The sequence below is a fragment of the Serratia sp. ID 25-353 genome (assembly GCF_054792795.1).
Map to the genome: position 1 here is coordinate 1,760,315 of NZ_CM139236.1, position 23,375 is coordinate 1,783,689.

The window sequence follows — 23,375 nt, forward strand, 5'->3', positions numbered from 1 at the left end:
GTTATCATTCTCTGGAGGATCCTGATGGAAAAGAAAACGGCGCGGCTAACGGTGCTGATTGACCCGGACAAGAAGAAAGCCCTGGAAGAACTGTGCCTGCAGCAGGACGTCACCCCTTCCCAGGTGGTGCGCCAGCTGATCCGCGATTATCTGCACAAGCATCAGGTGGACTATCCCAGCCAACCGACTCACGCCAATCCGCGCGTCGAAAGCAATTGAACGGCGGCCTGTCCCGCCTACCGTGAAGCGCGCTTTGCCCCTGCGCGCGTCCCTAATCCGAATCCTCCGTTGCGGTCTGTCCATTCTGCAATATCGCTGCTACTGTTTCCGTTCATACTCTCTCTTCGGAAAGGAAGCGCCATGTTCAGCCATATTACCGTCGGCGTCAGCGATCTGGACGCCGCCGCCGCCTTCTACGACGCCATCCTGTTGCCGCTGGGATTACAGCGGCGAGAAGTGACGCCGGACGGCGGCCCCGCTGCCCGCTGCTGGGTGAGGCCGGGCCAAACGCTGCCGCGTTTCTACGCCTACCAACCCTTCGACAGGCAGCCCGCCAGCGCCGGCAACGGCAGCATGCTGGCCTTTCTCGCCGCCGATGAGCTGGAGGTCAAACGCGCCTACGCCGCTGGCCTGCTGGCGGGCGGCAGCAGTGAAGGCGAGCCCGGCGAACGCGCGCATTACGGCAAGGGTTATTTCGGCGCTTACCTGCGCGACCCCGACGGCAACAAGGTCCATGTGGTATACCGTGGAGATCTCGCCTGATGAAATGTTCGGTTTATATCGCCACCAGCGTGGACGGGTTCATCGCCGGTGCGGACGGCGACATCGACTGGTTGCTGCGCCCCGAGTACGCGGTTTCGTTACTTAACGGCCTGAGCTATGAGGCGTTTATCGCCGACATCGACGCGCTGGTGATGGGCCGCCATACCTATGAAAAAGTCCGCGCCTTTCCCGAGTGGCCCTATCGCGACCTGCCGGTGGTGGTACTGTCGACGCAGCCGCCCGCACAACAAGATACCGGGCACGTTCGCTGGATGACTGGCGAACCGATGGCCATCGTGACGCAGTTGGCCGATCAAGGCTGCCGTCACCTGTATATCGACGGTGGCCAGACCATCCAGCGCTTCCTGCAGGTCGGGTTGATCGACGAGCTGACGATTACCCGCGTGCCGCTGCTGCTGGGCGGCGGCATTCCCTTATTCGGCGCCGCTGGCCCGGAGCAGCGCCTGCGCCTGCTCGCCGTCACCCCCTCGGATAACGGGTTCGTGCAAGAACGCTACGCGGTTCAGCGCGCGTCGTAACGCAGCATCAGCCGGCGGCCGCCGAAGGCGATGAGCAACGCCGCCAGCGCCAACAGCGCCGCCACGCCGTAGGTCATCTGCATCCCGTAAGCCGCAGCCGCCGCCGCGGTGCCCGCCACCCGCAGCGAAGCCAGATAAAACAGCGCCCCCATCGCCGAAGCGCCGGTGATCGCCCCGAGATTGCGCGCCAGGTTCACCATGCCGGCGATAAGCCCACGTCGCTCGGGAAACAGATCCTTCATCAGCATGGTGTTGTTGGCCACCTGAAACAGCGCATAGCCGGCGGTCAGCAGCGCGATGGGGGCGACATAGCCGAGCACGCCCCAGCGGCTAAGCAACGACAACAACGCCGCCCCGGCGGCCACCGCCGCCAGCCCAAACTGGGCGATGCGCTGCGATCCAAAACGATCCACCAGATAACCGGCCGGAATGCCGGTCAGGATAGCCACCGCCGGCCCCGCCGACATCACCAGCCCGACCTGCGCGGCGCTAAGCCCCAGCGCGCGTGACAGGTAGAACGGGCCGACCACCAGCGTGGCGGTCATGACCGTCATCACCAGCGCGCTGGCCGCCAGCCCCGCCGTCAGGGCCGGATGGCGGAACATCGTCGGCGCCAACAGCGGCGATGCGGCGCGGCGTTCCACGCCGATGAACAGCCCCCCCGCCAACAGGGCCCCCAGCATCAACGCCAGGTTGAGCGCGCCGAAATTGCCGCGCCCAAGGGTCATCGCCAGCGAATAGCAGAGCAATGCGCCGCCCAGCAGCAGCGTACCGGCGCGATCGAACGGTTCCTGGCGCGCTGCCGGGCGAGCCCCCTCCGGCAAGTATCGCCAGGCGAGCCACAGCGCCAACAGGCCCAGCGGCAGATTGATCAGAAACATCGCCCGCCAGCCGAAACCGGCGATCAGCACGCCGCCCAACGACGGCCCCAACGCGGTACCCACTGCCGACATCGTGCCGAGCAGCCCCATCGCACGGCCGATTTTTTCCGTGCCCAGCGCTTCGCCCGCCAGCGCCATGGCAATCGACATCATGACCGCGCCCCCCAGCCCCTGCGCCAGGCGCGCCGCCAGCAGCAGCCAAAGCTGCGGGGCCAGCGCACAAGCCAGCGAAGCGGCGGTAAACAGCGCGATACCCGCCAGCAGAAGCCGGCGGCGATTAAGGCTGTCGCCCAAGCGGCCGATGCCGATGATGCAGGTGGTGACGGCCAGCAAATAACAGAGCAATACCCACTGTGCCGCCTGGAACGAAGCATGGAACGCGGTGGCGAGCGCCGGCAGCCCGACGTTGGCGATGCTGATACCGAGCGATGACAGTAGCATGCTCAGAGACAGTGCGGCCAATATGCCGCGGACGCCCTGCGGCGAAGGATGGGATAACATGATAAACACTCCTGACATAGACTGAGGGTTAGCCTATGCCAGGGGTTGGGATGGCGGAAGACGCACGGCATGCACTGTATCCATGCGTCTGACGCCTTATCTGACGCGAGCCGTTACCAGGCGGCGATCTCCGCCTCGGTGAGCGGCAGAGTTTGGGTGACGCCGGTTTCCGCCGCCAGGGTGGCCGCCTCCAGCACCGCCATCACTGCCAGCGCCTGCGGGGCGGTAACCGGATTGCTGCCGGCGCCGCGCAGCGCGTCGCGCACCTGGACGTAATACTGACGCTGATCGCCATCCGGCGTCGGCAGCGTGCGTACCGGCTCTGTGCCGATAAACAGGCTCATCGCGTCGTCGTCTTTGCCCCACTCCGCCGAACCCGGCGTCACGCCGGCCAGCAGTTGGCTCTCCTGCCCGTCGGCGCGCGCTTTGACCACGCTGCCTTTCTCGCCGTGCACGGTAAAGCGCGACACGCCGCCCGCCACCAGCATGCTGCCGTGCAGGATCACGCGGTGCGTCGGGTAGTTGAGCACCACGTGGGCCCAGTCGTTAATCTGCGCGTTGGGGCGCAGCGTGGCGATGTTGGCCTGCACGCTGTGCGGCAAGCCGAACAGCTGCAGCGCCTGATCGACCATGTGCGGCCCCAGATCGAACCACAGCCCGCTGCCCGGCAGGTTCTGCTCGCGCCAGCGCACCCGCACTTCAGGGCGGTAGCGATCGATGTGCGACTCAAAGTGCGTCACCTTGCCGATCAGCCCCTGTTCGATCACCTGCTTCACGCCCAGGTAGTCGCTGTCCCAACGGCGGTTCTGGAACACCGACAGCAGGCGTTCGTGTTTTTCCGCCGCCGCAATCAGCGTGCGCGCCTGCGCCAAATCCAGCGTAAACGGCTTATCCACCACCACGTGCTTACCCGCCTCCAACGCGGCCAGCGCCAGCGGCGCATGGGTGTCGTTCGGCGACGCGATCACCACCAAATCCACCTCCGGCCGGCGGATCGCCTCCAGCGGATCGGCGATCACCTGCGCGTGCGGCAGATCGGCATGCACCTTGGCGGCATCGCGCGAAGCCACCACGCTCAGTTCCAGCCCCGGCACCGCGTTAATCAGCGGCGCGTGAAACGCCTTGCCGACAAAGCCGTAGCCAATCAGCGCCACCTGCAACGGTCGAGCGGTATCGTTCATCAGTGTTCTCCTCTAGCGGTCGTCGGCGACGACACAAAGTTCAATCAATGACTGTTCGTCCAGGTTGTCCCACGGGCGATCGGTAAACAGACGTTGGATCTGCGCCAGATCCGCAACGTGATGCGGTTCGCAGCGGTCCAGTTTCATATGGTCAGCCACCAGCCAGCGCTCACCGCTGTTGGCCAGCATGGCGCGTTTGACCTCTGCATCGGCCTCTTCGCCGGCGCTCAGCCCCAGCTGCGCATGCACCGCACAGGCGCCCAGCAAGGCGATATCCGCGCGGTAGCGCTGCAGCAATGCCAGGGTGGCGCTGCCGGCGAACAGCCGCTGGCGCGCATCCCACTGGCCGCCAAGCAGAATCAGGTTGACCTCCGGCCTGTCGCTCAAGCACTGCGCGATATCCAGCGAAGCGGTGATCACCGTCGCCGGCCCGCGCAGCGCCTGCGCCACCGCCAGCAGCGTACTGCCCGCATCCAGCATCAGGGTGCTGCCGGGCGGGATCTGCGCGGCCACCGCGCGGCCGAGCCGCTGCTTGACCTGCGGCAACAGCGCCGCGCGCGCCTGGCGCGGCATATCGGACGGTTCGAGCGCGATCGCCCCGCCGTGATGTTTCTGCGCCAACCCTTGCCGCTCGAGATCGGCCAGATCGCGGCGCACGGTATCGACCGAAACGCCGATGGCGCCGGCCAATTCCGCCACCGCCGCCTGCCCGCGTTCGCTGAGCAAATCCAGTAAATGGCGCTGTCGTGCCGCTTTGTGCATGGGTTTATTCCGCAGTAAAAAGCATAAAACAGCAATATACAGCAGAAAACAGCATCAGAGAAGCCGCAATGATGCGCACCGGAGATCAAACATCTTTTCGCCTGCGGGACGATGATGAAGGCATAACGCATAACAATCCGGAGAAGTGATGAGCATCGATCTGACGTTTGAAGACCTGAGCGCACGCGCCATGCAATACAACGCCCGCGCTTCGGTGGAGGATTTTGACGCCTGCATGGCGGAATACACCGCGCTGGCCCGGCACGCCAGGGCGCAGACGCCCGGCATTTACGACCTGCGCTACGGCATGAGCGCCGCAGAGCGCCTCGATCTGTTCCCGGCCTGCACGCAGCCCGCCCCGCTGCTGATCTTTATTCATGGCGGCTACTGGCATTCGCAGCGCAAAGAGGAAGCCTGTTCGATGGCCGCCGCGTTTGCCCGTCGCGGCGTGGCGGTCGCCACGCTGGAATACACGCTGGCGCCGGAAGCGACGCTGGCGGAGATCGTGCACGAGGTGCGCAGCGCCGTCGCCTGGCTTTATCATCACGGGGCACCCTTCGGCATCGATCCGGCACGCATTTTCGTCAGCGGCAGTTCGGCCGGCGGCCACCTGTGCGGCATGCTGATCGCCGACGGCTGGCAGCCACGCTATCGCCTGCCGCCCGACGCGATCAAAGGCGCGCTGGCGCTGAGCGGCCTCTACGATTTGCGCCCGCTGTGCGATATCTACATCAACGACTGGCTGCACCTGACGCCCGAGCAGGCGCAAACCCTCAGCCCGCTGTTTTTACTGCCGGCGAAGGACCATGCGCCGCAGATATTGCTCGACGTCGGCCAGCGGGAAACCCAAGGGTTTAAAAACCAGACGCAGGCCTATTATGACGCCTGCCTGGCGCGTGGCCTCGACGTCCAACTGCTGGCCGATCGCCACTGCAATCACTTTACGTTGGTCAATGAACTGGCCGATGCGGAAAGCGCGATGTTTCGGCAGGTGATGGCGATGATTGACGCAACGCAAGCGTAGCCTGCCGTTGCAGCCATAGCCTGGCGGCGATCGCGATCGCCGCCAGTGCGGCAAACATGGCACCGCACAGCAGGCTGCCCTGTAGCCCCCAGGCGGCGATAAACCAACCGCCCACCAACGACCCCACCGCCACGCCCAGGTTGATAAAGGCGATATACAGCCCGGTGGCGAACGCCGGCGCCTGCGGCGCTTCGGAGGTCAGCCAAATCTGCGTCACGATCAAACCGCTGGTGTGCGCCGCCCCCCAATACAGACAAAGCGCCGTCATCGCGCCGATATTCGCGCTGCCGTAGCGATACAGCAGCGCATAGGCCGCCATCAAGGCTATCGGATGCAGCTGCACCGTCACCGCACGATGGCGGCTCAGCCATCTGCCGGCCAACAGGTTGCCCACGACGCCGCCCACACCGAACGCCACCAGAAGCAAGCCGATGACGCCGTCGCTGAGGCCGATTTCACGGCTGAGGTACTCGGCCGCGTAAGCATAGACGGCAAACATGGCGGCAAAGATCAGCACGCAGGTAGTGATATTCAACCACAGCGTGCCGCTGCGCAGGATTGCCAACTGTTTGCCGTAGCTGAGACGCTGCACGGCCGTATCAGGCAAGCGCCACAGCAATCCCAGCGCCGCCAGAAGGTTGACCAGCGCGCAAAACCGGAACGACGCCTCATAGCTGAACTGCCCGGCGATCCATTGCGTCAACGGTATCCCCAACACCATGCCCATGCTGGTGCCGACAAACGCATAAGCGGTTGCTTTGGTGGCCTGATGCGGCGGATAAAGCGCCGCGGCCGCCACCATCGCCAGTGAAAAGTAGATCGGATGAAACAACGCCGGCAAAATGCGCAGCAGCATGAGCATGGCGAAGCTGTCGGCCTGCGCGGCCAGCGCGCTGGCTACCGCAAACACGGTCAACGCGATCAACAGCATGCGTTTGCGATTGAACCGCGACGCCAGCAGCACCAACAGCGGCCCGAACAGCGCAATGGTCAGGGCGAAGACCCCGACCAGCCAGCCGGCCTGCGCCGTGGAGATGTCATAGCGCACGATGATCTGCGGTAAGATGCCCACCACGCCGAACTCGATGCAGTAAACGCCGAACAGCCCCAGCGCGATGAAGAAAATCGGTGGCATCAGGCCCATGACGGCACTCCCGTGGCGGCATAAACCGCCTGACAAATCTCGCCGACAAAGGTGCCGGACATCCCTTCCAGCGCCGTGTTGGTAAACGCCACCACGCTGAGCTGCCGGGCAGGATCGACGAACCACGAGTGGCCATAGGTGCCGCCCATTCGCCAACTGCCCACAGACTCCGGCGTTTGCGCAGCGACGGGATCTTTCAGCACGGTGATACCCAGGCCGAAGCCGCGCCCTGGCCAAAACGGCATCGGCAGATCGCCGATTTGGTTGGTGGTCAGCGCCGCCACCCAATCAGCCGGCAGCACCTGCCCGCCCCCCTGGCGCAACGTTTCCAGCAGGCGCAGGAAATCCTCGGCCGAACCGACCATGCCGGCGCCGCCGGAGGCGTACGCCTGCGGATCCAGCGCACGCGCCGGCGACAGATGAAAACCGGCGCTGCCGTCGATGAACGGTAAACGATCCGGCTGGCGCAGGCGGCGTGGCTCGCCGGGATGGTCAGCGTAAGCGGCCGCCAGGCGCGCGGCGTCCACCGCCCGGAAATCGGTATCCGTCATCGCCAGCGGCCCGGTCACCCATTTTTTGACCGCCTGCGCCAGCGGCAGGCCGCTCGCCCGTTCAATCACCGCGCCCAACACATCGGTGGCGATGGAATAACGCCACTCCGCGCCGGGCGATACCAGCAACGGCGCGGAGGCAATGCGCCGCACATTTTCCGGCAGGCTGAGCGCCGCCTCATCCATCCCGTCGGAGACGCCCAATCGGGCGTAGCATCCGCCTTCCGGCTGAAAAAAACGGTAGCTTAGCCCGGCGGTGTGGGTCATCAAATGCCAGAGCGTCATCAACGGTTGGGTGCCATCCGCCAGTCGCGGACGAAAATCCGGCAGCCAGCGGGTAACGGGATCGTCCAATTGCATGTCTCCTCTCGCCATCATCGCCAGCGCCGCCGTGGACACGATCGGTTTGGACACCGAAGCCAGCCGAAACAGCGTATTGCACGCCATCGGTTTGCCCGCTTCGCGATCTGCCATGCCCGCCGCGCGTCGATAAACGATCTCACCGCCCTGCGCCACCAAAACGACCGCGCCAACCAATCGTTTTTCGCGCAAGGCTTTCTCTATCACGCCGTCGATCGCGTTGGCGGAGGATCCGTATTCACTCATCTTTATTGCTCCAGGTAGTCAGCCCATGCTGTCGCCACCGAGCATAGAGCGTGGCGATTAATGGAAAAACAGGCTAGATTTCCTTTCATAGCGGACATTCACGTCCGTAATGGGGTAAGCAATGGATAATCTGTCTGGGGTGAGCGTCTTTGTGCAGGCCGCCGAGACGCTGAGTTTCGTTGAGGCCGGCCGCGTGCTCGGCATTTCCGCTTCCGCGGTGGGGAAAAGCATCGCCCGCCTGGAAAATCGGCTGGGTGCACGCCTGTTTCACCGCAGCACGCGCAGCATGACGTTGACCGCCGAAGGCCGGCTGTTTCTGCTCCGCTGCCAGCGTATTCTCGGGGAATTAGCGGCAGCGGAACGGGAAATCAGCGATACGCACAGCGCGCCGCGCGGCAAGCTGCGCGTCAGTTTGCCGCAGGTGGGCGGCCTGTTGAATCCGGTGCTGGCGGAATTTGTCCGGCGTTACCCGGAGATTGAGCTGGAAACCGATTTTTCCGACCGTCGGGTCGATGTCATCGAAGACGGCTTTGATGCCGTGGTTCGCGTCGGCGAGACCGAGGATTCACGGCTGATGAGCCGCCAGCTGGGCACGTTTCATCTGCAACTGGTGGCCTCGCCGGATTATTTGCGCCAGATGGGGATCCCGCATCAACCGGCGGAACTGCAAGGCCATGCCTGCCTGCTGTACAAATTTCCCTCGACCGGCAAAGTGGAACCCTGGCCGATCGCCGGATGGGAAAAGCTGCTCGCCGAGGGGATCAATGCCCGGCTGGTCTGCAACACCGTCGATACCCTGATTTACCTGGCGGAAAGCGGCCAAGGCATTGCCTGTTTGCCGGATTTTGCCGTGAAGCGCGCGCGGGAACAGGGGCGATTGCAAGCGATCTTGTCTGAGCATTGTCACCACAGCGGCAGCTTTAAAGTTCTGTGGCCTTCCAGCAAGCATCTGACGCCGAAACTCAGGGTGTTCATCGATACGCTGAGCGCCCGGCTTTTTCGGGATTAGAGGGGGATTTACGCCAGGGAACAAGGATGGGGCAGGAAAATGCGGGGGGAGCCGGAGGACGAGAGCCGCCCCCTGGCGTGCCATTAGCCGTTTTTGCGGCCGATAGCGGAAAAGACGTTGAACACTTCACCCAGGCCGTAAATCGCGCCGAGCAAGACGGCCACCATTACCGGCACCAGGACCACTACGGTGGCCAAGCTTTCAATCATTTCTAACATCGTTCTCTCCTGGTTTATAAGCACAGCGAATCTGTGCCGGAAGAAAAGGTTTCCGGCCAATCGGTTGAGTATCGTGGGGAGGCAGTCTAAAACGTGAGCTACATCACACTTGATGCGAGCTAATGTAACTTACACAATTACATTAACGCAATGCAAAAAATGCTCTGCGCGAGGCAGGGATTGGCGTGTTTTTTTATTGCGTATCCGCTTGATATTGCGGTGAACAAGGGACAAAAGGATAGCCTGCGCGCCGCTCGACCTGCCCGGCCATTTCGGCGATGCTGGTTTGCGCTAGGCTGGCTTCCAACGCGTGACCAACGCGCTCGAACTCTTGCTCCAGCACCGGGGTAATGGCGTGGCCGATATAGCACGCATCGTTAGGCCGGGCACGGTGCAGCATGAAATACGGTTGATCCTCTACCGCGCGATACACGTCCAGCAGCGAGATCGCTTCCGCCGGCCGCGCCAGCAGCGCCCCGCCACCTTGTCCCATCTGTGAATAGGTCAGCCCGGCCTCCGCCAGTGCGCCGAGGATGCGGCGCACCACCGTCGGGTTGGTGTTGACGCTGCGCGCGATATCTTCGGAACGCACCGTCTGGCCGCGACACAGCGTGATGTTGGTCAGAATGTGGATGGCAACGGCAAATCGCGTAGAGGTAGACACCTTGGCACCTGCTCAGAGTTTCGTTTATGTCGGATTAAAACATAAGGAAAGCGTATCAATTCCCGGTAATACACATAATGAGTAGGGATAATGAGAATGTCAACCTGCCCCCGCCCGATGCCCGCTGCGGCTCACGCTTCGGTACGGATCTCCGCCACTTTATCGGGATAAAATGCCAGATGATCCTTGATTGCCAGCACGGCGTTATAGGGCATTTCATAGCTCCAGGCCACATTGGCCCCCTGCTCGCCGTTCAACACGCAGGAGAAATAACTGCAGTCACCCTTATAAGGGCAGTAGCTGACGTGCTCGTTTTTCTGCAACAGCGCCCTATTCACGTCCTCACGCGGAAAGTAAAACACCGGCGGATAGGTGGCTTCCTGCAGGATGAGCGCGTTGCGGCTGTCGGCCAGGGTTTGCCCGGCGGCACGCACGACAACCCGCGCCGGATGACGGGTCAAGGTGATCGGGTGGTCCGGGCCGGGGATTTTCACCGGTTTGCCGGATGCGGAAACGAGATCGGACATGGCGGCCTCCAGAGTGTGCGCCCCGCCCCCCGCGAGGCGTCTTTCCAGTATAGACCCACGATTTTATCGGCGGCCGCACATTCGGCGAGCAATCGCTTTTCACCGCCGCAAAATTAAGAATTTTTACCTGTTCGATTTTCTTGCAGAGGAATACATTCATCCCAACTTCTACCGGCGGATTAATCGGATTATTTTTAATCCATTAATCAGTCAATTTACCAGGAACTCATTATGAATATTAAACGTGCCGCAGGTGTGTTGGTGGTGGTGATGGCAACGCTTTCCGTTACCGCATGTGGGCATATGTCCAATCGCGATCGCAACACGGCGATCGGCGCGGGCGTGGGCGCCGTCGGCGGCGCGGTACTGACCGACGGCAGCACGCTGGGCACCCTTGGCGGCGCAGCGCTCGGCGGCATTATCGGCCACCAGACCAGCCGTTAATCATCCCGTCAAAAATAATCTCTGCAGGCCGGCGTTTTTTTAACCCATAAACACCGGCCTGTTCTTTTATTTAACCGCAGAACTTTCTCTGGGCATGAAAAATAATAAATAACGTTAAGCGCAGCTTTATTATTCATTAATCTGCGTCAGGGTTATTTATTGCGCCGGCAGCCTGAAACGCGCCATCGCTTTTTCCAACCGTTCCGACTCGCTCTGCAACAGCTGCGAAGCCTCGGTCACCGCGTTCACCACCGTACCGGTTTGCCGCGCTACCTGATTCAGCGCCGAGATGCGCGCCGTCACGTCCTGAATGCTCTCCCCCTGATTGAGCGACGCCAGGGAAATTTCCCCCATCAGCGCACTGCATTTGTTCACCAGATCGATAATCTGGTGCAGGTTGCCCGTCAGCAGATCCACCGCCTGCGAACCTTGATCGATTTGCTGCAGCGAACGGTTGATCAACTGCTGAATATCGCGCGTCGAATGGCTGCTCTTTTGCGCCAGCAAACCCACTTCTTTAGCGACAATGGCAAAGCCGCGGCCATGAACGCCGGCGTGCGCCGCCTCGATCGCCGCATTCAGCGCCAGAATATTGGTCTGGAACGCCACGCTGTCGATCAGTGCGACGATGCCGCGCATTTCGGCCGATTGGTTGACGATCCCTTGCATCGAAACATTGACGGTTTCCATCATCTGCTCACCGGCGCCGGCGCACTGCCGGGCCTGTTCGGTTCGTTGGCTGGCCTGCTGCGCGTATTGGCCGTTTTCCTCCACCCGCGCCGCCAGCTGCTGCACGTGCTCGGTCGCCAACTGCAATTCGCCGTCCTGCTTCGCCGACTGCGCCGTCAACTGTCGATTGCCGTCCGCCAGCCGCCCGACGCCGTTCAGGATCCCACTCGCCGCATCGCGCACCTCGCTGACCAGGCGCTGCAGGCCGCCCTGCATGTGGCCCATGCTGGTCTGCAGCTGGCGCATCTCGCGGTTGCATGCCCGCTCGGGCGGCAGCGGCCGTGAAAGATCGCCGGCAGCCAGCACGTTGAGGTGTGCGATTGCCCGCTGCAGCGGTGCGATCACCCAGCGAGAAACACCGAACCATACCCCCACGGCGATCAGCGCCAGCGTGGCCAGCGCGCCGAGCGCAAAGGTCCTCGCCTGCTCCAGCGCCGCCAATTGCCGTACCTTGACGTCATCGCCACGCCGTTCGTTCAGCGCCTGGTAAGCGAGATACTTCTCGTTGAAATCCGCCTGAAATGCCTGGATCGGCACGGCGAAAAACGCATCGATGCTGTTGTCCTGTAACCCCTGCGCCTGCTCTTTCAGGCCGTCATAGAACAGGCGATAGCTGTCTTTCAGGGCGCCCGCCGCCTTGGGCGCCTCCGCGCTCAAATGCTCGAACTGGGTGAAGGCCTGCGCTGAAGCCTGCAACGCTGCCAACGACTCATCCAGCAGGCTGTGCCAACTGCCGTCGGAGCCGGTGGCTTTGTCCTGCAGGTAATAGATGCCCGCACGATTCAGACTGTCGCTGGCCGTCAGCAGAGACAGTCTGGCGCGATCCATCGTCGCCTGTTGGCGATGCAGCGCGTCGCCCGCCACCAGGTTAACCTTGGCGTCGCGCAGAATATTGGAAATAAATACGGTGGAAAACAATTGCAGCAGAGAAAATAGCGCGATAACGCAAATTACGCCGCTTAATAAGCCCATGCTCTGGCCGAAGCCAAACGCGCGCGGCAGCGCCGCCGCAGATTTTACCCTGCGGCCCAGTGTCAGTTTTATGTTCATGATTTTTAGTCAGTAATACCAGGATGACGCGAGTCTAACGGGCATTGATGACACTATTATTTCAGCCTGCTCTGTGTCGCCCCCGCCGACCAAAACAACCCAATAATCGGTATTGCCCGTCAACTCTCATTTTTATTTCTTGACTTGTTTAATACCGGATTTATAGTTTTCCCATTAAAAAAGAAACAAAGTTTCATATATTAACCGGCGCTAAATTTAATATATGAAACGCTCGATAAAATCGTCTCAAATATAAAACCGATGCGCGTAAACACCTTGTTCACAGGTGAAACTCGCTCGCCTTAATAAACAGTCTACTTTCTTCAGGGGCCAGGCATGCGCAAGATTACGCTTTGTTTTTTCCTTTTTTCACCAGTGAGTTATGCAACCGTCGCCGCATTGCCCAACGACGCTGCCGCCACCGCGGCGCCGGTAAAAAAAAGCCGTCCGGCATTTCCGCATATTCATTGGCAAAGCGAGGATAATAAAAAGAATATTGATATCGGCGGCGCACTGCGCGCCAATTATCGCTATGAAGACTGGCACAGCAGCAATTATCGGAATCCTCCGCATTTACGCTTTGACGCCTTTCGCATCGATACCGCCGGCCAGGTAAACGACGCATTTTTCGATAGCGGATTCTGGTTTCAGGATCGGCGCAAATACGCCATCGACCGCGCCTATGTCGGTTACCACCTGTCTGAGCGTTCCGCCGTGCAGCTCGGCGCGCCGTTCAAACCGTTCGGCCTGATGCCCTACCCGCAGTTCGGCTGGTCGTACGGCATTCCGTTTTACCTCGGCTTTGGCGTCAACACCGGACTGGGCGCCAAATACCAATACCAGCATGACGATTGGGCCTTCGACGCCGCCTACTACCCGCGCATGATGCCGACCGGCGTGCGTTATGCCCCCGACGTCGCCAGCTACGACGATCTGAAAAACACCAACTTTGCGTCGCAGCACCTGCAGCGCAACGAAAAACGCGATCAGGTAAACCTGCGGCTGACGCGCGCTTTCCATCAGGGCGGCTGGGCCAATGAGCTCGGCGGTTCGCTGGCGGCCTCGCGGCTCTATAACCAGGCGACCGGCGATAACGGCAGCTTCTGGGCGGCGGGTTTACATACGCTGGTGAATTACGATCCCTGGCATCTGTCCGGCCAGGTGATCCGCTACGGTTACGATGCCAAAGGCCCGGCTGGGGCCAACAATTCGGTGATCCTGATGGGGGGCAACGGCCTGACGCCGGCCTATCTGATCCCGTCGCAGGCCACCACCGCCGCCATCAACCTGGCGCGTGACGTCGACGTGCCCTGGGGACCGGTGAAAAAGCTGCGGTTCTACAACGACTACAGCGTGCTTTGGAAGGACCGGCACGGCGGATCCGACTCTAAAATGAACACGCTGGGGGTGCAGGTGTTCGCCATGCCGGTGATGCTGTGGGTAGATCTGACCTGGGCGCAAAATGCTAACCCGTGGGGCGGCGTGGAAAACGCCACCGGCTGGACCGGCACCCAGTCCTCCGGCAGCAATAAATGGTATTTTCGCACCAACGTGAACATCGGTTACTACTTCTGAGCGCGGCGGGATCTACACTGAAACATCGCCGCCAGCCGGGCATGGTCGACGCGCTGTTCGCCCACGACGCCGGGCTGGTGAACGCCGATCAGCAGGCGCTGAAGCGCCTGCTGGAATCGCGCTAATCCCCATCACCCCTTGACCGACGACACCACGTTAAGCGGCTGGGCGTCCGGCAGAATATTCATGTGCTCCAGCACCTGGGCCATGATCTTGCCGAACACCGGCCCGGCCACCGAACCGCCGAAGTGCTTGCCGGCTTTCGGGTTGTTGACCATCACCACCAGCGCCACCTGCGGATCGCTGGCCGGCGCCACGCCGGCGGTGTAGTTGATGTAGCCGCCGTCGTATTTGCCGCTCGGGCCCATTTTCTCGGCGGTACCGGTTTTGATCGCCAGCCGGTAGCCCGGCACCGCGGCGCTCACCCCGCTACCGCCCGGCAAGGCGTCGCTCTCCATCATATGCACCACGGACCGTACCGTATCCGCCGGCAGAATACGTTGCCCCATCACCGGCGGCGTCACCTTGGTGATCGACAGCGGCCGATAAATGCCGAAGGAACCGATAGCGGCGTACTCGCGCGCCATCTGCAGCGGCGTCACGCGCAGCCCATAGCCGAAGGAGAAGGTAGCGCGTTCGATATCGGCCCAGCGTTCGCGGTGCTGCGGCAGGTAGCCGCTGCTCTCGTTACCGATGCCAAGCTCGGTCGGCCGCCCCAGGCCAAAGCTGCGATAGACCGCCGGCAGCACCGTGGCCGGCAGCGCCAGCGCAATGTGCGATACTGCGATGTCGCTCGATTTTTGCAGCACGCCGGTGATGGTCAGCTTCGACCAGTGGCCGACGTCTTTGATCAGGTGACCGTTCACCCGATACGGCGTGGTGTCCAGCACCGTATCCGGCCGGATCAACTTATGCTCCAGCCCCACCATCACCACCACCGGTTTCACCGTCGAGCCCGGTTCGAAGCTGTCGCTGCTGCACACGTTGCGAATGTCTTTCGCCGGGGTGCTGCCATAGTTGTTCGGGTTGAACGACGGGTAGCTGGCCATGCCGAGGATCTCGCCGGTGTCGATCTTGACCAGTACCGCACAGCCGGAGTCGGCCTGGTTGGCCACCACGCCGTCGCGGATCTGCGCATAGAGCACGTACTGGATAAATTTGTCGATGCTGAGCGTCACGTTCGGCGGCGGCACCGGATCCACGCTTTTTAGCACGCCGATCACCGCGCCGCTGCCGTCCTTCTGATAGACCCGCAGGCCGTTTTTGCCCTGCAACAGCGGGTTGAAGCCCAGCTCGATGCCCTCCAGACCCTGATTGTCCTGGCCGACGATGCCGATCAGCCCGGCGGCGTCCTGGCCCATCGGATAAAAGCGGCTGAAATCCTGCTCGGTGCTGACGCCGGTCAGGTGCAGTTTGCTGATATAGGCGGCGTTGTCGTCCTCCACCTTGCGCGCCAGATAGACGAAACGCTTATGCGCGTTGCTTTGGATCAGATGCTGCACGTCCGCCAGCGGGATCTTCAGCACGTTGGCCATGCCCTGCCAGCGCTCGTTACCGGTGTCGGTCTGGGTATCGAGAATGTGTTTCGGATCCAGCACGATGTCTTTGGACGACACGCTGACCGCCAGCGCCTCGTCATTGCGATCGGTGATCATGGCGCGGTTGGTCGGCACCACCTGGGTGCGGATCGAGCGCTGGTCAGCCTGATCCGCCAGTTGCTGGTGTTCCAGCAGCTGCAGATAGCCGACCCTGAACGCCAACAGAAAAAAACAGACCAGCATGCCGGCGCAAATCCAGCCGAAACGAACTGTGGAATAGGTTTTACCGCTTTTTTTGGTCGATGGCGCCACTGTTGTGTTAACCCTGCGTTTTTATTCGGTTTATGGTGTTATTTCAGTCTACCTTGCCGGAAATGGTCAGGAGATTGCAGTTTGTAAGAAAGTAAAAACAAACCGCATCACCGTTGCACATCCGCACTGTCGTTTAACTGCGGTTTACTTTGCACCTGATCGCCGGGCTGCGGCGCGTTGGCCGGGTCAAAAATGTGGTCGAGGATCGCACGCGCGGTCGGCCCCGCCACCACGCCGTCGCCGCCGCCGTTTTCCAGGATCAGCGCCATCGCCACCCGGGGGGTTTTGTAAGGCGCGAACAGCGTATAGAAGATGTGATCGCGCAGCCGCACCGGGATCATTTTGGCGTTGTAGGTCTGGTTTTGCTTCAGGCTGAACACCTGCGAGGTGCCGGATTTGGCGGCAATCTGATACGGCGCGGTGTGGAACAGTTTGTAACCTGTGCCGTTCGGCAAGTTGGCCATGCCGTACATGCCGTTGCGCACGATGCCCCAATAAGGCGAGTGGGGATCGCCGATCTGCGCCGCTTGCGCAGGCGGCTGGTAGCGCGTCACCCGGTTGCCCTGCTGCAGCGAATACAGCAGATGCGGCGTTTTCACCTGGCCGTTATTGATCAGCGTGGTCAGCGCTTTCACCATCTGGATCGGCGTCGCCACCCAATATCCCTGGCCGATGCCTACCGAAACCGTATCCCCCTGATACCAGCCCTTTTTGTGCACCTTCAGCTTCCAGTCGCGGCTCGGCAGCACGCCGCGGTACTCTTCGTTCAGATCGATGCCGGTGGACTGGCCGTAGCCGAACTGGCTCAGCCAGTGGTGGATACGATCGATGCCCATTTCATATGCCACCTGATAAAAGAAGGTGTCGGCGGACTCCTCGATCGCTTTGGTGACGTTGAGCATGCCGTGGCCGGTTTTCAGCCAGTCGCGGTAGCGGCGCTCGGTGCCGGGCAGCGTCCAGGTCGGCGCGCCGAAAAAGGTGGTGGTGGGCGTGATCACGCCGGCGAACAGCGCCGAAACGGCCATGTAGGGCTTCACCGTCGACGCCGGCGGGTACAAGCCCTGAGTGACGCGGTTGATCAGCGGCAAATCCGGGTTGGTCAGCAGCGCCTTATAGGCCTGATAGCCGATGCCTTTGACGAAAGGATTGGGATCGTAGCTGGGGCTGGAGACCATCGCCAGGATGCCGCCGTCGCGCGGATCTTCGACCACCACCGCGGCGCGCTGCCCCTTCAGCACCGATTCGATGTACTGCTGCAACGGCAGATCCAGCGTCAGGTAGATGTTTTTGCCGGCCTTCGGCGGCTGCTCCTTCAGGAGGCGGATCACGCGCCCGTGGTTATCCACCTCCACCTCCTGATAGCCGGTGGTGCCGTGCAGTTCGGACTCGTAATAGGCCTCGATCCCCTGTTTGCCGATGTTGCGGTCGGCGGCGTAGTTCTCGCTCAGCCCCGCCTTGTCCAGGCGCTTGAGATCGCTGTCGTTGATCTTCGACACATAGCCCAGCACGTGCGCCAACTGGGCGCCGTAAGGATATTCACGCTGTTGATAGGTATCGATTGTTACCCCGTCGAAACGGTATTGATTGACGGCAAAGCGCGCCACCTCGGTGTCGCTCAGCCCGGTTTTCAGCGTTACCGGCTTGTAGCGGCTGTTGTGGTGCATGTCGTCGCGAAACGCGCTGATGTCTTCCGGCGTCAGGTCGACGATTGGCGTCAGCGCCTGTAGCAGCGCCGCCATGTCGGAGATTTTGCTGGGCGTGATCTCGATACGATACAGTGTCACGTTTCGCACCAGCGGAATGCCATTGCGATCGAAGATCAGCCCGCGGCTGGGGGCGATCGGCAGCATCTTGATGTCGTTCTGATTGGAGCGCGTCTGGTAAAAGCCGTGCTGGCGGATTTGCAACCGATAGAGGTTGACGATCAGCGCGCCAAAACAAACCACCACCAGCGCCAGCGCCACGCCTGCCCGGCGGATAAACAGCCTTTCTTCCGCAGAGTGGTCGCGAATCTTTTCTTTTAACAGGGCCATGCGGTGCCGTTACCTTTTGCGTCACATTTCCCCGCAAAATCAGGGGACTGAAAAGCCGGCAAGCATAGCGTTATCGGGCGCACCGCCCCATGAAAAGGTTGCTAATGAAATAGCATAACTGTTTCAGCATATTGGAATGTTACCGTCGGCGATTTTTTCACCGCAACCCCCATTGAGCCGCCGTTCGCCCCAATGCTACAATGTGATCTTAATCACACTATTCCCGATATTCCCCCGCATTTCCCTGTCGGCGCCCTGCCGGATGCGGCTTTTTGTTACATAGGATCGAGTTCGATGAGTACCATTGCCACCGGTTTAGTCATGATGCGCTGGGAGTTGCTGAGCGCCGTGATGATGTTCTTCGCCAGCCAGTTAAACGTCGTTTGCCGTAATACCAGCCGCAACGGCATGGCGTTCATGTTCAGCAGCCTGGGCCTGTTTACCGCCTGCTGGTTCGTGATGGGCCTGATGGGCATCCACCTGACCCTGGAAGCCTTCACCCAATTCTGGTCTTCGGCCTGGGATCGCTACGTGGACGTGGTCAGCACCATGCCGGTCGATTGGCCGATGCCGTAACCTCGCCGCGGGGCGGCCATACCGGCCGCCCCGTCGATTATTCCGTTTCCGTTGACGGCGCCGCCGCCAGCCGCGCCATCAACGCGCCCGCCTCAATCAACAGCGCCTGCTCGTGCTCACTTAGGCAGCTCTCCATCGCCGCCAGCAGCCACGCCTCGCGCCGGCTGCGGCTTTGCTGCAGCAGGCCCAGCCCGGCGGGCGTCAGGCGCACCCGCACCCGGCGTTTGTCTTCGGCATCCGGCGTGCGCACCAGCAGCCCATCGGCCTCCAGCTCACGCAACGCGGCCGCCAGGTTAGAGGAGCGCATGCGCTCCGACTCCGCCAGCAGCGACGGCGTCGCCTCGCCGCCGTGGCGATCGATAGCCCCCAACAGCATCAGCTGGGCCCAGGATTTTTCGTCGCTGCGCGACTCGCGCCGCATACGGCGCACCAGCGACATTAACTGCGTGCGCAGCAGCGTCACGTCTTCAGGGTGATCTTTTTTCATTGGCGTCAATCTAGCGTTCAGTTTATCCCTGCTTTCACACCGCCGGATCGCGCGGTGCCCTTCCTGGCTACCGCGCCGCTCTGGCTTAACCTAGTTACCTATGATAATATAGCTATTAATATATAGCAAAAAAGACACTGCATCGGCAGGGTTACGTTTGCTCACGCATTTGCCCCTCGCCGATTAATTTGCAGTGTTATTATTATTTTGCTTAGCAAATCCCTCCTTATTCAACGTGGTACGGTAAGCCGATGGAAGCGTGGAAAGTCAATCTGATCTCGGTCTGGCTCGGGTGTTTCTTCACCGGGCTGGCGATGAGCCAAATCCTCCCTTTTCTACCGCTGTACGTCGAACAGCTCGGCGTCAGCGATCCGCAATCCCTCAGCCTGTGGTCCGGGCTGGTGTTCAGCGGCACCTTTTTGGTCTCGGCGGTAGTCTCACCGCTGTGGGGCAGCCTGGCCGACCGCAAAGGTCGTAAGCTGATGCTGCTGCGCGCCTCGCTGGGCATGGCGATCGTCATCGCGCTGCAGGGGCTGGCCACCAACGTCTGGCAGCTGTTCGCGCTGCGCGCGCTGATGGGGCTGACATCCGGCTATATTCCCAACGCCATGGCGCTGGTCGCCTCGCAGGCGCCGCGCGATAAAAGCGGCTGGGCGCTGGGCACGCTCTCTACCGGGCAGATCTCCGGCGTGATCGCTGGGCCGCTCTTGGGCGGGCTGATGGCCGATCATCTGGGGCTGCGGGTGGTGTTTTTCGTCACCGCCGGGCTGATGTTCGTCAGCTTCCTGGTGACGCTGTTCCTGATTAAAGAACGGCGCATCACGGTGAAAAAAGCGGATCAGCTGAGCGGCAAGGCGGTGTTCCGTTCGCTGCCCTATCCAACACTGATCGTCACCCTGTTCGTTTGTACCCTGATGATCCAGCTGGCCAACTCGTCCATCAGCCCGATCCTGACGCTGTTCATCCGCGAGCTGTCCGGCGACGTCAGCAATATCGCCTTTGTCAGCGGCATGATCGCCGCCGTGCCCGGCATTGCGGCGCTGATCTCGGCACCGCGCCTCGGGCGGCTCGGCGATCGCATCGGCACCGCACGCATCCTGATCGCCGCGCTGCTGTTCACCACCGGCCTGTTCGCCGTGATGGCCTGGGTCAATACGCCGCTGCAGCTGGGCATTCTGCGCTTCCTGCTTGGCTTCGCCGACGGCGCACTGATGCCGGCGGTGCAGGCGCTGCTGCTGAAGTATTCCTCCGATCAGGTGACCGGGCGCATCTTCGGGTATAACCAATCCTTTATGTACTTGGGCAACGTGGTTGGCCCGCTGCTGGGTTCGGGCATTTCGGCGATGATGGGGTTCCGCTGGGTGTTCGCCGTGACGGCGGTGTTGGTGCTTTGCAATGCGCTGCAGCTGCGCCATCAGTTCAAAAAAGTGGAGAATCAACGCGCGGGATAACGGAAAATGCGGGGAAACGCCTCAAGCAGTGGTGGGACAATGACGCCCATCAACCGTGCCACCACTGCCAAAGGCGGCCGTAGCCTACTCGACGCGGCGGTCATTTAATATTTATGTAAGTAAATAAAGTGTTGCGGGCGTGTTGAGGGCCGCCGCAGCGGCCCTTGCGGATCAGAACATGGTATTGTCGTTGGCCGATTTTTCCGGCACATCCTGATTGACGTCCCAATGCTCGGTGATTTTCCCCTGATCGTTCACCCGATAAATATCCACGCTGGCGGTGCCGCGATCCTGCGGGTTATTTTGATATTTGACGTGAACGTAGACCAGATCGCCGTTGACCGCGCTGCGGTATATTTTGGCGCTGTACTGCGGATTGTCTTTAAAGGTCTGGCTGAAGAAATCCAGGAACGGCTTGATGCCATCGCCGACGAACGGGTTATGCTGCTTGTAGTTTTCCACAATCAGCCTCTGCGCCACGCCGATGTCGTGGCGGTTGAAGAAGCCCGCGTACAGATCTTCCACCACCTTCAGCTTCTGCTGGGCATGATGATAACCGCCTTTGCCGGTCGATTTGTAAGACGCCGCCTGATCCGTTGACAGCGCCGGGTAACTCGCCAGCAAGCCGCCGACGATCGCACAGGTGATCAATGCCTTTTTCATAACTGCTCCTTATTTTCCTGAGTGACCTACGATTTTCAGCTGCCCTTTCAGATGGGTGAAGCTGCCGTCCCTGGCGGCGATGTTGGTGTACACCTCGCCGCGCTCGAAGTCCTCGATATGCGTCACGTTGTCGCCGGACTGAGGTTCGTGCCAATAGACCATATAGACCTTCGGCCGAATCTCCACCGCAGTGTATTGCACGGTGTCGGTGATGCCCTGCGACGCCTCGCCGATGCCGGTGAAGGTCATGGTCTTGTCATCGGTAAAATCCAGCTTGAAGGCGAAATCGCCGAAGGTCACCTGCACCACTTTACCGACCGCAATGAACTGCCCGTGTTTTTCCGTCATCGTTGCCGCCTTACTGTTAGTCAGGGAGGGTTGCGCCGCCGTAGCGGCGGGCAATGCCAGGGGGAAAGTCAGGGCTATCGCCAGCGCGATGCCCGTTCGCTTCACTGTTTTCATCGTTCCTTCTCCTTTCCGTGGTTGAAAACGAGAATCATTATTATTTCTTAACGATTGGCAGAAACATAAGAATAATCTCTATTCCTATCAGGCACCTGGCGGCAAAAAAAGACAGGGGGAAATCGCCGTAAAATGCCATGGCAATAGCGCGTTCTGGCCCTTGGTTTTTACGCAATGAACGGAATTTCTGCTTTCAGGAAGGGAAACCACTCGGGGATTTGATGGGTCTATAGCGCAGATCGCTTTAAGCTAATGCGTATTTGTTCTTAAGCCGCCCACCGCCGGCAGGCGGCGGCGAACGGCGTGGCGTTTACCGCAGCCAGGGCGTATAGGTGACGCCGACCAGCAACCCTTCCGGGCTGAGCAAACGGGTAACACTCTGCCCCCACGGCTCTTCGCGATTGGCGACCAACAGCCGATAACCGCGATCGACCAGCCCCTGGGTGGCGGCCGCCATGTCGGCCACGTCGAACTCGATCCATGCCTGCGGCACCGCGAGATCCGCCGGCCAGCGATCGTCGCCAAAGCAGGACTGCGCCGCCTGCGCCAGCGGCCACAGGGCAAAATGCTTAACACCGTCCAGCGCGCCTTGCTCCGACAGCAGATAGGTTTCGTTGCCCGGCATCGGCTTGAGCGGCAGCCCTAGCGCCTCGACATAAAACGCCTTGCTCTCGTCGCTCTCACGCGTGACGGGCCCGAATCCGGCGACAAACAACACGCCCAGCCCGGCAAATTGTTGATCCATGCTGCTCTCCCTTCCGGTTAGCGCCCCTGCCGCACCTGCAGCGGAGCAAATCCATAGGCCACCTTGAAGCGGTTGCTGAAATGGCTGGCGGAGCTGAAGCCGCACGCCAGCGCGATCTCGGTGATCGGCTGTTGGCTGTGCCGCAGCAGCCGTTCCGCGCGTTGCAGCCGTGCGCGCATCACAAACTGGTGCGGCGCCAGCCCGGTGGCGTGCTTGAACATGCGAGCGAAATGGTATTCGCTCAACCCGGCCTGCGCCGCCAGATCCGCCAACAGCAAAGGCCGATCGAGGTGGTTTTCGATATATTCCCGCACCCGCCTGGCCACCGCAGGCGCCAGGCCGCCGCGCGCCTGCGGCAACTTCCACTGCAGCTGGCTGTAACGCTGGATCAGATGCGACATCAGCAGGTTAGACGCGCTGCTGAGCGCCAGCAGATTGGCGCTGTCTCGCCAGTCGCAGTTGAGCAAAAACTGGCGATACAGCAGCGTGATCTGCGGGTCTTCGCCGAAGCTGCGCGGCTCTACGTTGATCGCCGCCGGGCTGCGATCCCAGGTCTGCTCCGCCAGCTGCCGCAGATGCCCGTCGGTGCAATACAGATGCACGAACGACAGATCGCTGCGCACGTCCCAGGTGGAGGCGTATTGGCGCGGCATGATGCAGAACCGATCCGGCCCGCCGCCGTTGCGCCAGCCGCCCGGCACCTGCTGGTAGCACTCATAGCCGTCGGCGACGTACAGGCTCAGGGTATGGTGATCGGCGCTTTCCTGCGTGACGCGATCGTTGCAGTTTGACCAGGCGGCCAGCTCCACGCCGGTGCCCAGCAGCACGCTGCTGTGCAGCCGCGCCTTGTGCTCACGCAGTGTTTCAAACGCCTGATAGTTGGACATCGCCGGCCCCGTTGTTCGACATGCCGACAGTGTAAAGAGTGGCGCCGCCGCATA

Annotated in this window: 26 protein-coding genes; 10 read left to right on the top strand and 16 right to left on the bottom strand. The window is 61.2% G+C overall.

From position 1 onward, the window contains the following. The first annotated feature begins 24 nt into the window (after positions 1-24). The 3 genes from ACYF6X_RS08385 to ACYF6X_RS08395 all read left to right on the top strand — a co-directional run bounded on the left by ACYF6X_RS08385 (position 25) and on the right by ACYF6X_RS08395 (position 1,301). Positions 25-219, top strand: a complete 195-nt coding sequence (locus ACYF6X_RS08385; protein WP_004928567.1) for a ribbon-helix-helix protein, CopG family — start codon at positions 25-27, stop codon at positions 217-219. A gap of 141 nt (positions 220-360) precedes the next feature. Then, positions 361-762, top strand: a complete 402-nt coding sequence (locus ACYF6X_RS08390; protein ID WP_063989835.1) for a VOC family protein — start codon at positions 361-363, stop codon at positions 760-762. Then, positions 762-1,301, top strand: coding sequence for a dihydrofolate reductase family protein (locus ACYF6X_RS08395; protein WP_207221090.1), 540 nt, complete (start codon positions 762-764; stop codon positions 1,299-1,301). The genes ACYF6X_RS08390 and ACYF6X_RS08395 overlap by 1 nt, the downstream gene beginning before the upstream one ends. On the opposite strand, the gene ACYF6X_RS08400 is transcribed toward ACYF6X_RS08395, so the two are convergent. The 3 genes from ACYF6X_RS08400 to ACYF6X_RS08410 all read right to left on the bottom strand — a co-directional run bounded on the left by ACYF6X_RS08400 (position 1,286) and on the right by ACYF6X_RS08410 (position 4,626). After that, positions 1,286-2,683: an MFS transporter gene (locus tag ACYF6X_RS08400; protein ID WP_130018278.1), complete on the bottom strand. Its 1,398-nt coding sequence runs from the start codon at positions 2,681-2,683 to the stop codon at positions 1,286-1,288. The genes ACYF6X_RS08395 and ACYF6X_RS08400 overlap by 16 nt on opposite strands. Before the next feature lie 113 nt (positions 2,684-2,796). Continuing rightward, the gene (locus tag ACYF6X_RS08405; protein WP_063989832.1) at positions 2,797-3,864 is read right to left on the bottom strand and encodes an oxidoreductase; all 1,068 of its coding nucleotides are present in this window, start codon (positions 3,862-3,864) and stop codon (positions 2,797-2,799) included. Between the two features lie 12 nt (positions 3,865-3,876). Beyond that, on the bottom strand, positions 3,877-4,626 hold the full coding sequence (locus ACYF6X_RS08410; protein ID WP_107226163.1) for a DeoR/GlpR family DNA-binding transcription regulator: 750 nt from the start codon (positions 4,624-4,626) through the stop codon (positions 3,877-3,879). Between the two features lie 148 nt (positions 4,627-4,774). Here ACYF6X_RS08410 and ACYF6X_RS08415 point away from each other — a divergent pair, with 148 nt between their 5' ends. Continuing rightward, positions 4,775-5,650 carry an alpha/beta hydrolase gene (locus ACYF6X_RS08415; RefSeq protein WP_130018277.1) on the top strand — a complete coding sequence of 292 codons (876 nt, stop codon included), beginning with the start codon at positions 4,775-4,777 and terminating at the stop codon, positions 5,648-5,650. Here ACYF6X_RS08415 and ACYF6X_RS08420 read toward each other — a convergent pair. Further along, positions 5,577-6,794, bottom strand: a complete 1,218-nt coding sequence (locus ACYF6X_RS08420) for an MFS transporter (RefSeq protein ID WP_130018276.1) — start codon at positions 6,792-6,794, stop codon at positions 5,577-5,579. The two genes, ACYF6X_RS08415 and ACYF6X_RS08420, sit on opposite strands and share 74 nt — an antisense overlap. After that, positions 6,785-7,951 (bottom strand): serine hydrolase domain-containing protein, encoded by a 1,167-nt coding sequence (locus ACYF6X_RS08425; protein ID WP_130018275.1) that lies wholly within the window; start codon positions 7,949-7,951, stop codon positions 6,785-6,787. The genes ACYF6X_RS08420 and ACYF6X_RS08425 overlap by 10 nt, the downstream gene beginning before the upstream one ends. 121 nt (positions 7,952-8,072) lie before the next feature. Between ACYF6X_RS08425 and ACYF6X_RS08430 the strand changes: the two genes are divergently transcribed. Next, entirely contained in the window at positions 8,073-8,960 is an 888-nt protein-coding gene (locus ACYF6X_RS08430) for a LysR family transcriptional regulator (protein WP_063989827.1), read from the top strand. 83 nt (positions 8,961-9,043) lie between these two features. On the opposite strand, the gene ACYF6X_RS08435 is transcribed toward ACYF6X_RS08430, so the two are convergent. The 3 genes from ACYF6X_RS08435 to ACYF6X_RS08445 form a co-directional block, all read right to left on the bottom strand. Continuing rightward, positions 9,044-9,178 carry an AcrZ family multidrug efflux pump-associated protein gene (locus ACYF6X_RS08435; RefSeq protein ID WP_033643027.1) on the bottom strand — a complete coding sequence of 45 codons (135 nt, stop codon included), beginning with the start codon at positions 9,176-9,178 and terminating at the stop codon, positions 9,044-9,046. A gap of 193 nt (positions 9,179-9,371) precedes the next feature. Next, positions 9,372-9,842: an Rrf2 family transcriptional regulator gene (locus ACYF6X_RS08440; protein ID WP_063989826.1), complete on the bottom strand. Its 471-nt coding sequence runs from the start codon at positions 9,840-9,842 to the stop codon at positions 9,372-9,374. Positions 9,843-9,973: 131 nt separating this feature from the next. Beyond that, positions 9,974-10,369: a DUF427 domain-containing protein gene (locus ACYF6X_RS08445; protein ID WP_063989825.1), complete on the bottom strand. Its 396-nt coding sequence runs from the start codon at positions 10,367-10,369 to the stop codon at positions 9,974-9,976. A 231-nt stretch (positions 10,370-10,600) separates the two neighbouring features. Here ACYF6X_RS08445 and osmB point away from each other — a divergent pair, with 231 nt between their 5' ends. Then, the gene (gene osmB, locus ACYF6X_RS08450) at positions 10,601-10,813 is read left to right on the top strand and encodes an osmotically-inducible lipoprotein OsmB (RefSeq protein WP_004940700.1); all 213 of its coding nucleotides are present in this window, start codon (positions 10,601-10,603) and stop codon (positions 10,811-10,813) included. 156 nt (positions 10,814-10,969) lie between these two features. On the opposite strand, the gene ACYF6X_RS08455 is transcribed toward osmB, so the two are convergent. Next, positions 10,970-12,514 carry a methyl-accepting chemotaxis protein gene (locus ACYF6X_RS08455; protein ID WP_130018317.1) on the bottom strand — a complete coding sequence of 515 codons (1,545 nt, stop codon included), beginning with the start codon at positions 12,512-12,514 and terminating at the stop codon, positions 10,970-10,972. 414 nt (positions 12,515-12,928) lie between these two features. On the opposite strand from ACYF6X_RS08455, the gene ACYF6X_RS08460 reads away from it, so the two are divergent. After that, complete coding sequence (locus ACYF6X_RS08460) at positions 12,929-14,167, top strand: hypothetical protein (RefSeq protein WP_130018274.1); 1,239 nt, start codon at positions 12,929-12,931, stop codon at positions 14,165-14,167. Beyond that, positions 14,125-14,292, top strand: a complete 168-nt coding sequence (locus tag ACYF6X_RS08465) for a hypothetical protein (protein WP_242512563.1) — start codon at positions 14,125-14,127, stop codon at positions 14,290-14,292. Before ACYF6X_RS08460 ends, ACYF6X_RS08465 begins: the two co-directional genes overlap by 43 nt. A 6-nt stretch (positions 14,293-14,298) precedes the next feature. On the opposite strand, the gene ACYF6X_RS08470 is transcribed toward ACYF6X_RS08465, so the two are convergent. Both ACYF6X_RS08470 and mrdA read right to left on the bottom strand, forming a co-directional pair. Beyond that, positions 14,299-16,017, bottom strand: coding sequence for a penicillin-binding transpeptidase domain-containing protein (locus ACYF6X_RS08470; protein WP_130018273.1), 1,719 nt, complete (start codon positions 16,015-16,017; stop codon positions 14,299-14,301). A gap of 107 nt (positions 16,018-16,124) precedes the next feature. Then, positions 16,125-18,050 carry a penicillin-binding protein 2 gene (gene mrdA / locus ACYF6X_RS08475; protein ID WP_107226158.1) on the bottom strand — a complete coding sequence of 642 codons (1,926 nt, stop codon included), beginning with the start codon at positions 18,048-18,050 and terminating at the stop codon, positions 16,125-16,127. Positions 18,051-18,344: 294 nt separating this feature from the next. On the opposite strand from mrdA, the gene ACYF6X_RS08480 reads away from it, so the two are divergent. Continuing rightward, positions 18,345-18,626 (top strand): YjcB family protein, encoded by a 282-nt coding sequence (locus ACYF6X_RS08480; protein WP_130018272.1) that lies wholly within the window; start codon positions 18,345-18,347, stop codon positions 18,624-18,626. Between the two features lie 37 nt (positions 18,627-18,663). On the opposite strand, the gene ACYF6X_RS08485 is transcribed toward ACYF6X_RS08480, so the two are convergent. Then, positions 18,664-19,113 (bottom strand): MarR family winged helix-turn-helix transcriptional regulator, encoded by a 450-nt coding sequence (locus tag ACYF6X_RS08485; protein ID WP_130018271.1) that lies wholly within the window; start codon positions 19,111-19,113, stop codon positions 18,664-18,666. A gap of 251 nt (positions 19,114-19,364) precedes the next feature. Here ACYF6X_RS08485 and ACYF6X_RS08490 point away from each other — a divergent pair, with 251 nt between their 5' ends. Further along, positions 19,365-20,564 carry a multidrug efflux MFS transporter gene (locus tag ACYF6X_RS08490; RefSeq protein ID WP_063989820.1) on the top strand — a complete coding sequence of 400 codons (1,200 nt, stop codon included), beginning with the start codon at positions 19,365-19,367 and terminating at the stop codon, positions 20,562-20,564. A gap of 171 nt (positions 20,565-20,735) precedes the next feature. On the opposite strand, the gene ACYF6X_RS08495 is transcribed toward ACYF6X_RS08490, so the two are convergent. The 4 genes from ACYF6X_RS08495 to ACYF6X_RS08510 form a co-directional block, all read right to left on the bottom strand. Beyond that, positions 20,736-21,227 carry a nuclear transport factor 2 family protein gene (locus ACYF6X_RS08495; RefSeq protein ID WP_060419002.1) on the bottom strand — a complete coding sequence of 164 codons (492 nt, stop codon included), beginning with the start codon at positions 21,225-21,227 and terminating at the stop codon, positions 20,736-20,738. A gap of 9 nt (positions 21,228-21,236) precedes the next feature. Continuing rightward, positions 21,237-21,689: a MoaF-related domain-containing protein gene (locus tag ACYF6X_RS08500; RefSeq protein ID WP_242512562.1), complete on the bottom strand. Its 453-nt coding sequence runs from the start codon at positions 21,687-21,689 to the stop codon at positions 21,237-21,239. Positions 21,690-21,999: 310 nt separating this feature from the next. Then, positions 22,000-22,434, bottom strand: a complete 435-nt coding sequence (locus tag ACYF6X_RS08505; protein ID WP_107226154.1) for a VOC family protein — start codon at positions 22,432-22,434, stop codon at positions 22,000-22,002. Positions 22,435-22,451: 17 nt separating this feature from the next. Then, positions 22,452-23,321 (bottom strand): helix-turn-helix domain-containing protein, encoded by an 870-nt coding sequence (locus tag ACYF6X_RS08510; RefSeq protein ID WP_130018270.1) that lies wholly within the window; start codon positions 23,319-23,321, stop codon positions 22,452-22,454. Positions 23,322-23,375: the final 54 nt, after the last annotated feature.

Bases quoted from the DNA above. Each gene is read 5' to 3' on its own strand.
- ACYF6X_RS08385 (WP_004928567.1), top strand. From the start codon at position 25: ATGGAAAAGAAAACGGCGCGGCTAACGGTGCTGATTGACCCGGACAAG.
- ACYF6X_RS08390 (WP_063989835.1), top strand. From the start codon at position 361: ATGTTCAGCCATATTACCGTCGGCGTCAGCGATCTGGACGCCGCCGCC.
- ACYF6X_RS08395 (WP_207221090.1), top strand. From the start codon at position 762: ATGAAATGTTCGGTTTATATCGCCACCAGCGTGGACGGGTTCATCGCC.
- ACYF6X_RS08400 (WP_130018278.1), bottom strand. From the start codon at position 2,683: ATGTTATCCCATCCTTCGCCGCAGGGCGTCCGCGGCATATTGGCCGCA.
- ACYF6X_RS08405 (WP_063989832.1), bottom strand. From the start codon at position 3,864: ATGAACGATACCGCTCGACCGTTGCAGGTGGCGCTGATTGGCTACGGC.
- ACYF6X_RS08410 (WP_107226163.1), bottom strand. From the start codon at position 4,626: ATGCACAAAGCGGCACGACAGCGCCATTTACTGGATTTGCTCAGCGAA.
- ACYF6X_RS08415 (WP_130018277.1), top strand. From the start codon at position 4,775: ATGAGCATCGATCTGACGTTTGAAGACCTGAGCGCACGCGCCATGCAA.
- ACYF6X_RS08420 (WP_130018276.1), bottom strand. From the start codon at position 6,794: ATGGGCCTGATGCCACCGATTTTCTTCATCGCGCTGGGGCTGTTCGGC.
- ACYF6X_RS08425 (WP_130018275.1), bottom strand. From the start codon at position 7,951: ATGAGTGAATACGGATCCTCCGCCAACGCGATCGACGGCGTGATAGAG.
- ACYF6X_RS08430 (WP_063989827.1), top strand. From the start codon at position 8,073: ATGGATAATCTGTCTGGGGTGAGCGTCTTTGTGCAGGCCGCCGAGACG.
- ACYF6X_RS08435 (WP_033643027.1), bottom strand. From the start codon at position 9,178: ATGTTAGAAATGATTGAAAGCTTGGCCACCGTAGTGGTCCTGGTGCCG.
- ACYF6X_RS08445 (WP_063989825.1), bottom strand. From the start codon at position 10,369: ATGTCCGATCTCGTTTCCGCATCCGGCAAACCGGTGAAAATCCCCGGC.
- osmB (WP_004940700.1), top strand. From the start codon at position 10,601: ATGAATATTAAACGTGCCGCAGGTGTGTTGGTGGTGGTGATGGCAACG.
- ACYF6X_RS08455 (WP_130018317.1), bottom strand. From the start codon at position 12,514: ATGGGCTTATTAAGCGGCGTAATTTGCGTTATCGCGCTATTTTCTCTG.
- ACYF6X_RS08460 (WP_130018274.1), top strand. From the start codon at position 12,929: ATGCGCAAGATTACGCTTTGTTTTTTCCTTTTTTCACCAGTGAGTTAT.
- ACYF6X_RS08465 (WP_242512563.1), top strand. From the start codon at position 14,125: ATGGTATTTTCGCACCAACGTGAACATCGGTTACTACTTCTGAGCGCG.
- mrdA (WP_107226158.1), bottom strand. From the start codon at position 18,050: ATGGCCCTGTTAAAAGAAAAGATTCGCGACCACTCTGCGGAAGAAAGG.
- ACYF6X_RS08480 (WP_130018272.1), top strand. From the start codon at position 18,345: ATGAGTACCATTGCCACCGGTTTAGTCATGATGCGCTGGGAGTTGCTG.
- ACYF6X_RS08485 (WP_130018271.1), bottom strand. From the start codon at position 19,113: ATGAAAAAAGATCACCCTGAAGACGTGACGCTGCTGCGCACGCAGTTA.
- ACYF6X_RS08490 (WP_063989820.1), top strand. From the start codon at position 19,365: ATGGAAGCGTGGAAAGTCAATCTGATCTCGGTCTGGCTCGGGTGTTTC.
- ACYF6X_RS08495 (WP_060419002.1), bottom strand. From the start codon at position 21,227: ATGAAAAAGGCATTGATCACCTGTGCGATCGTCGGCGGCTTGCTGGCG.
- ACYF6X_RS08500 (WP_242512562.1), bottom strand. From the start codon at position 21,689: ATGAAAACAGTGAAGCGAACGGGCATCGCGCTGGCGATAGCCCTGACT.
- ACYF6X_RS08505 (WP_107226154.1), bottom strand. From the start codon at position 22,434: ATGGATCAACAATTTGCCGGGCTGGGCGTGTTGTTTGTCGCCGGATTC.
- ACYF6X_RS08510 (WP_130018270.1), bottom strand. From the start codon at position 23,321: ATGTCCAACTATCAGGCGTTTGAAACACTGCGTGAGCACAAGGCGCGG.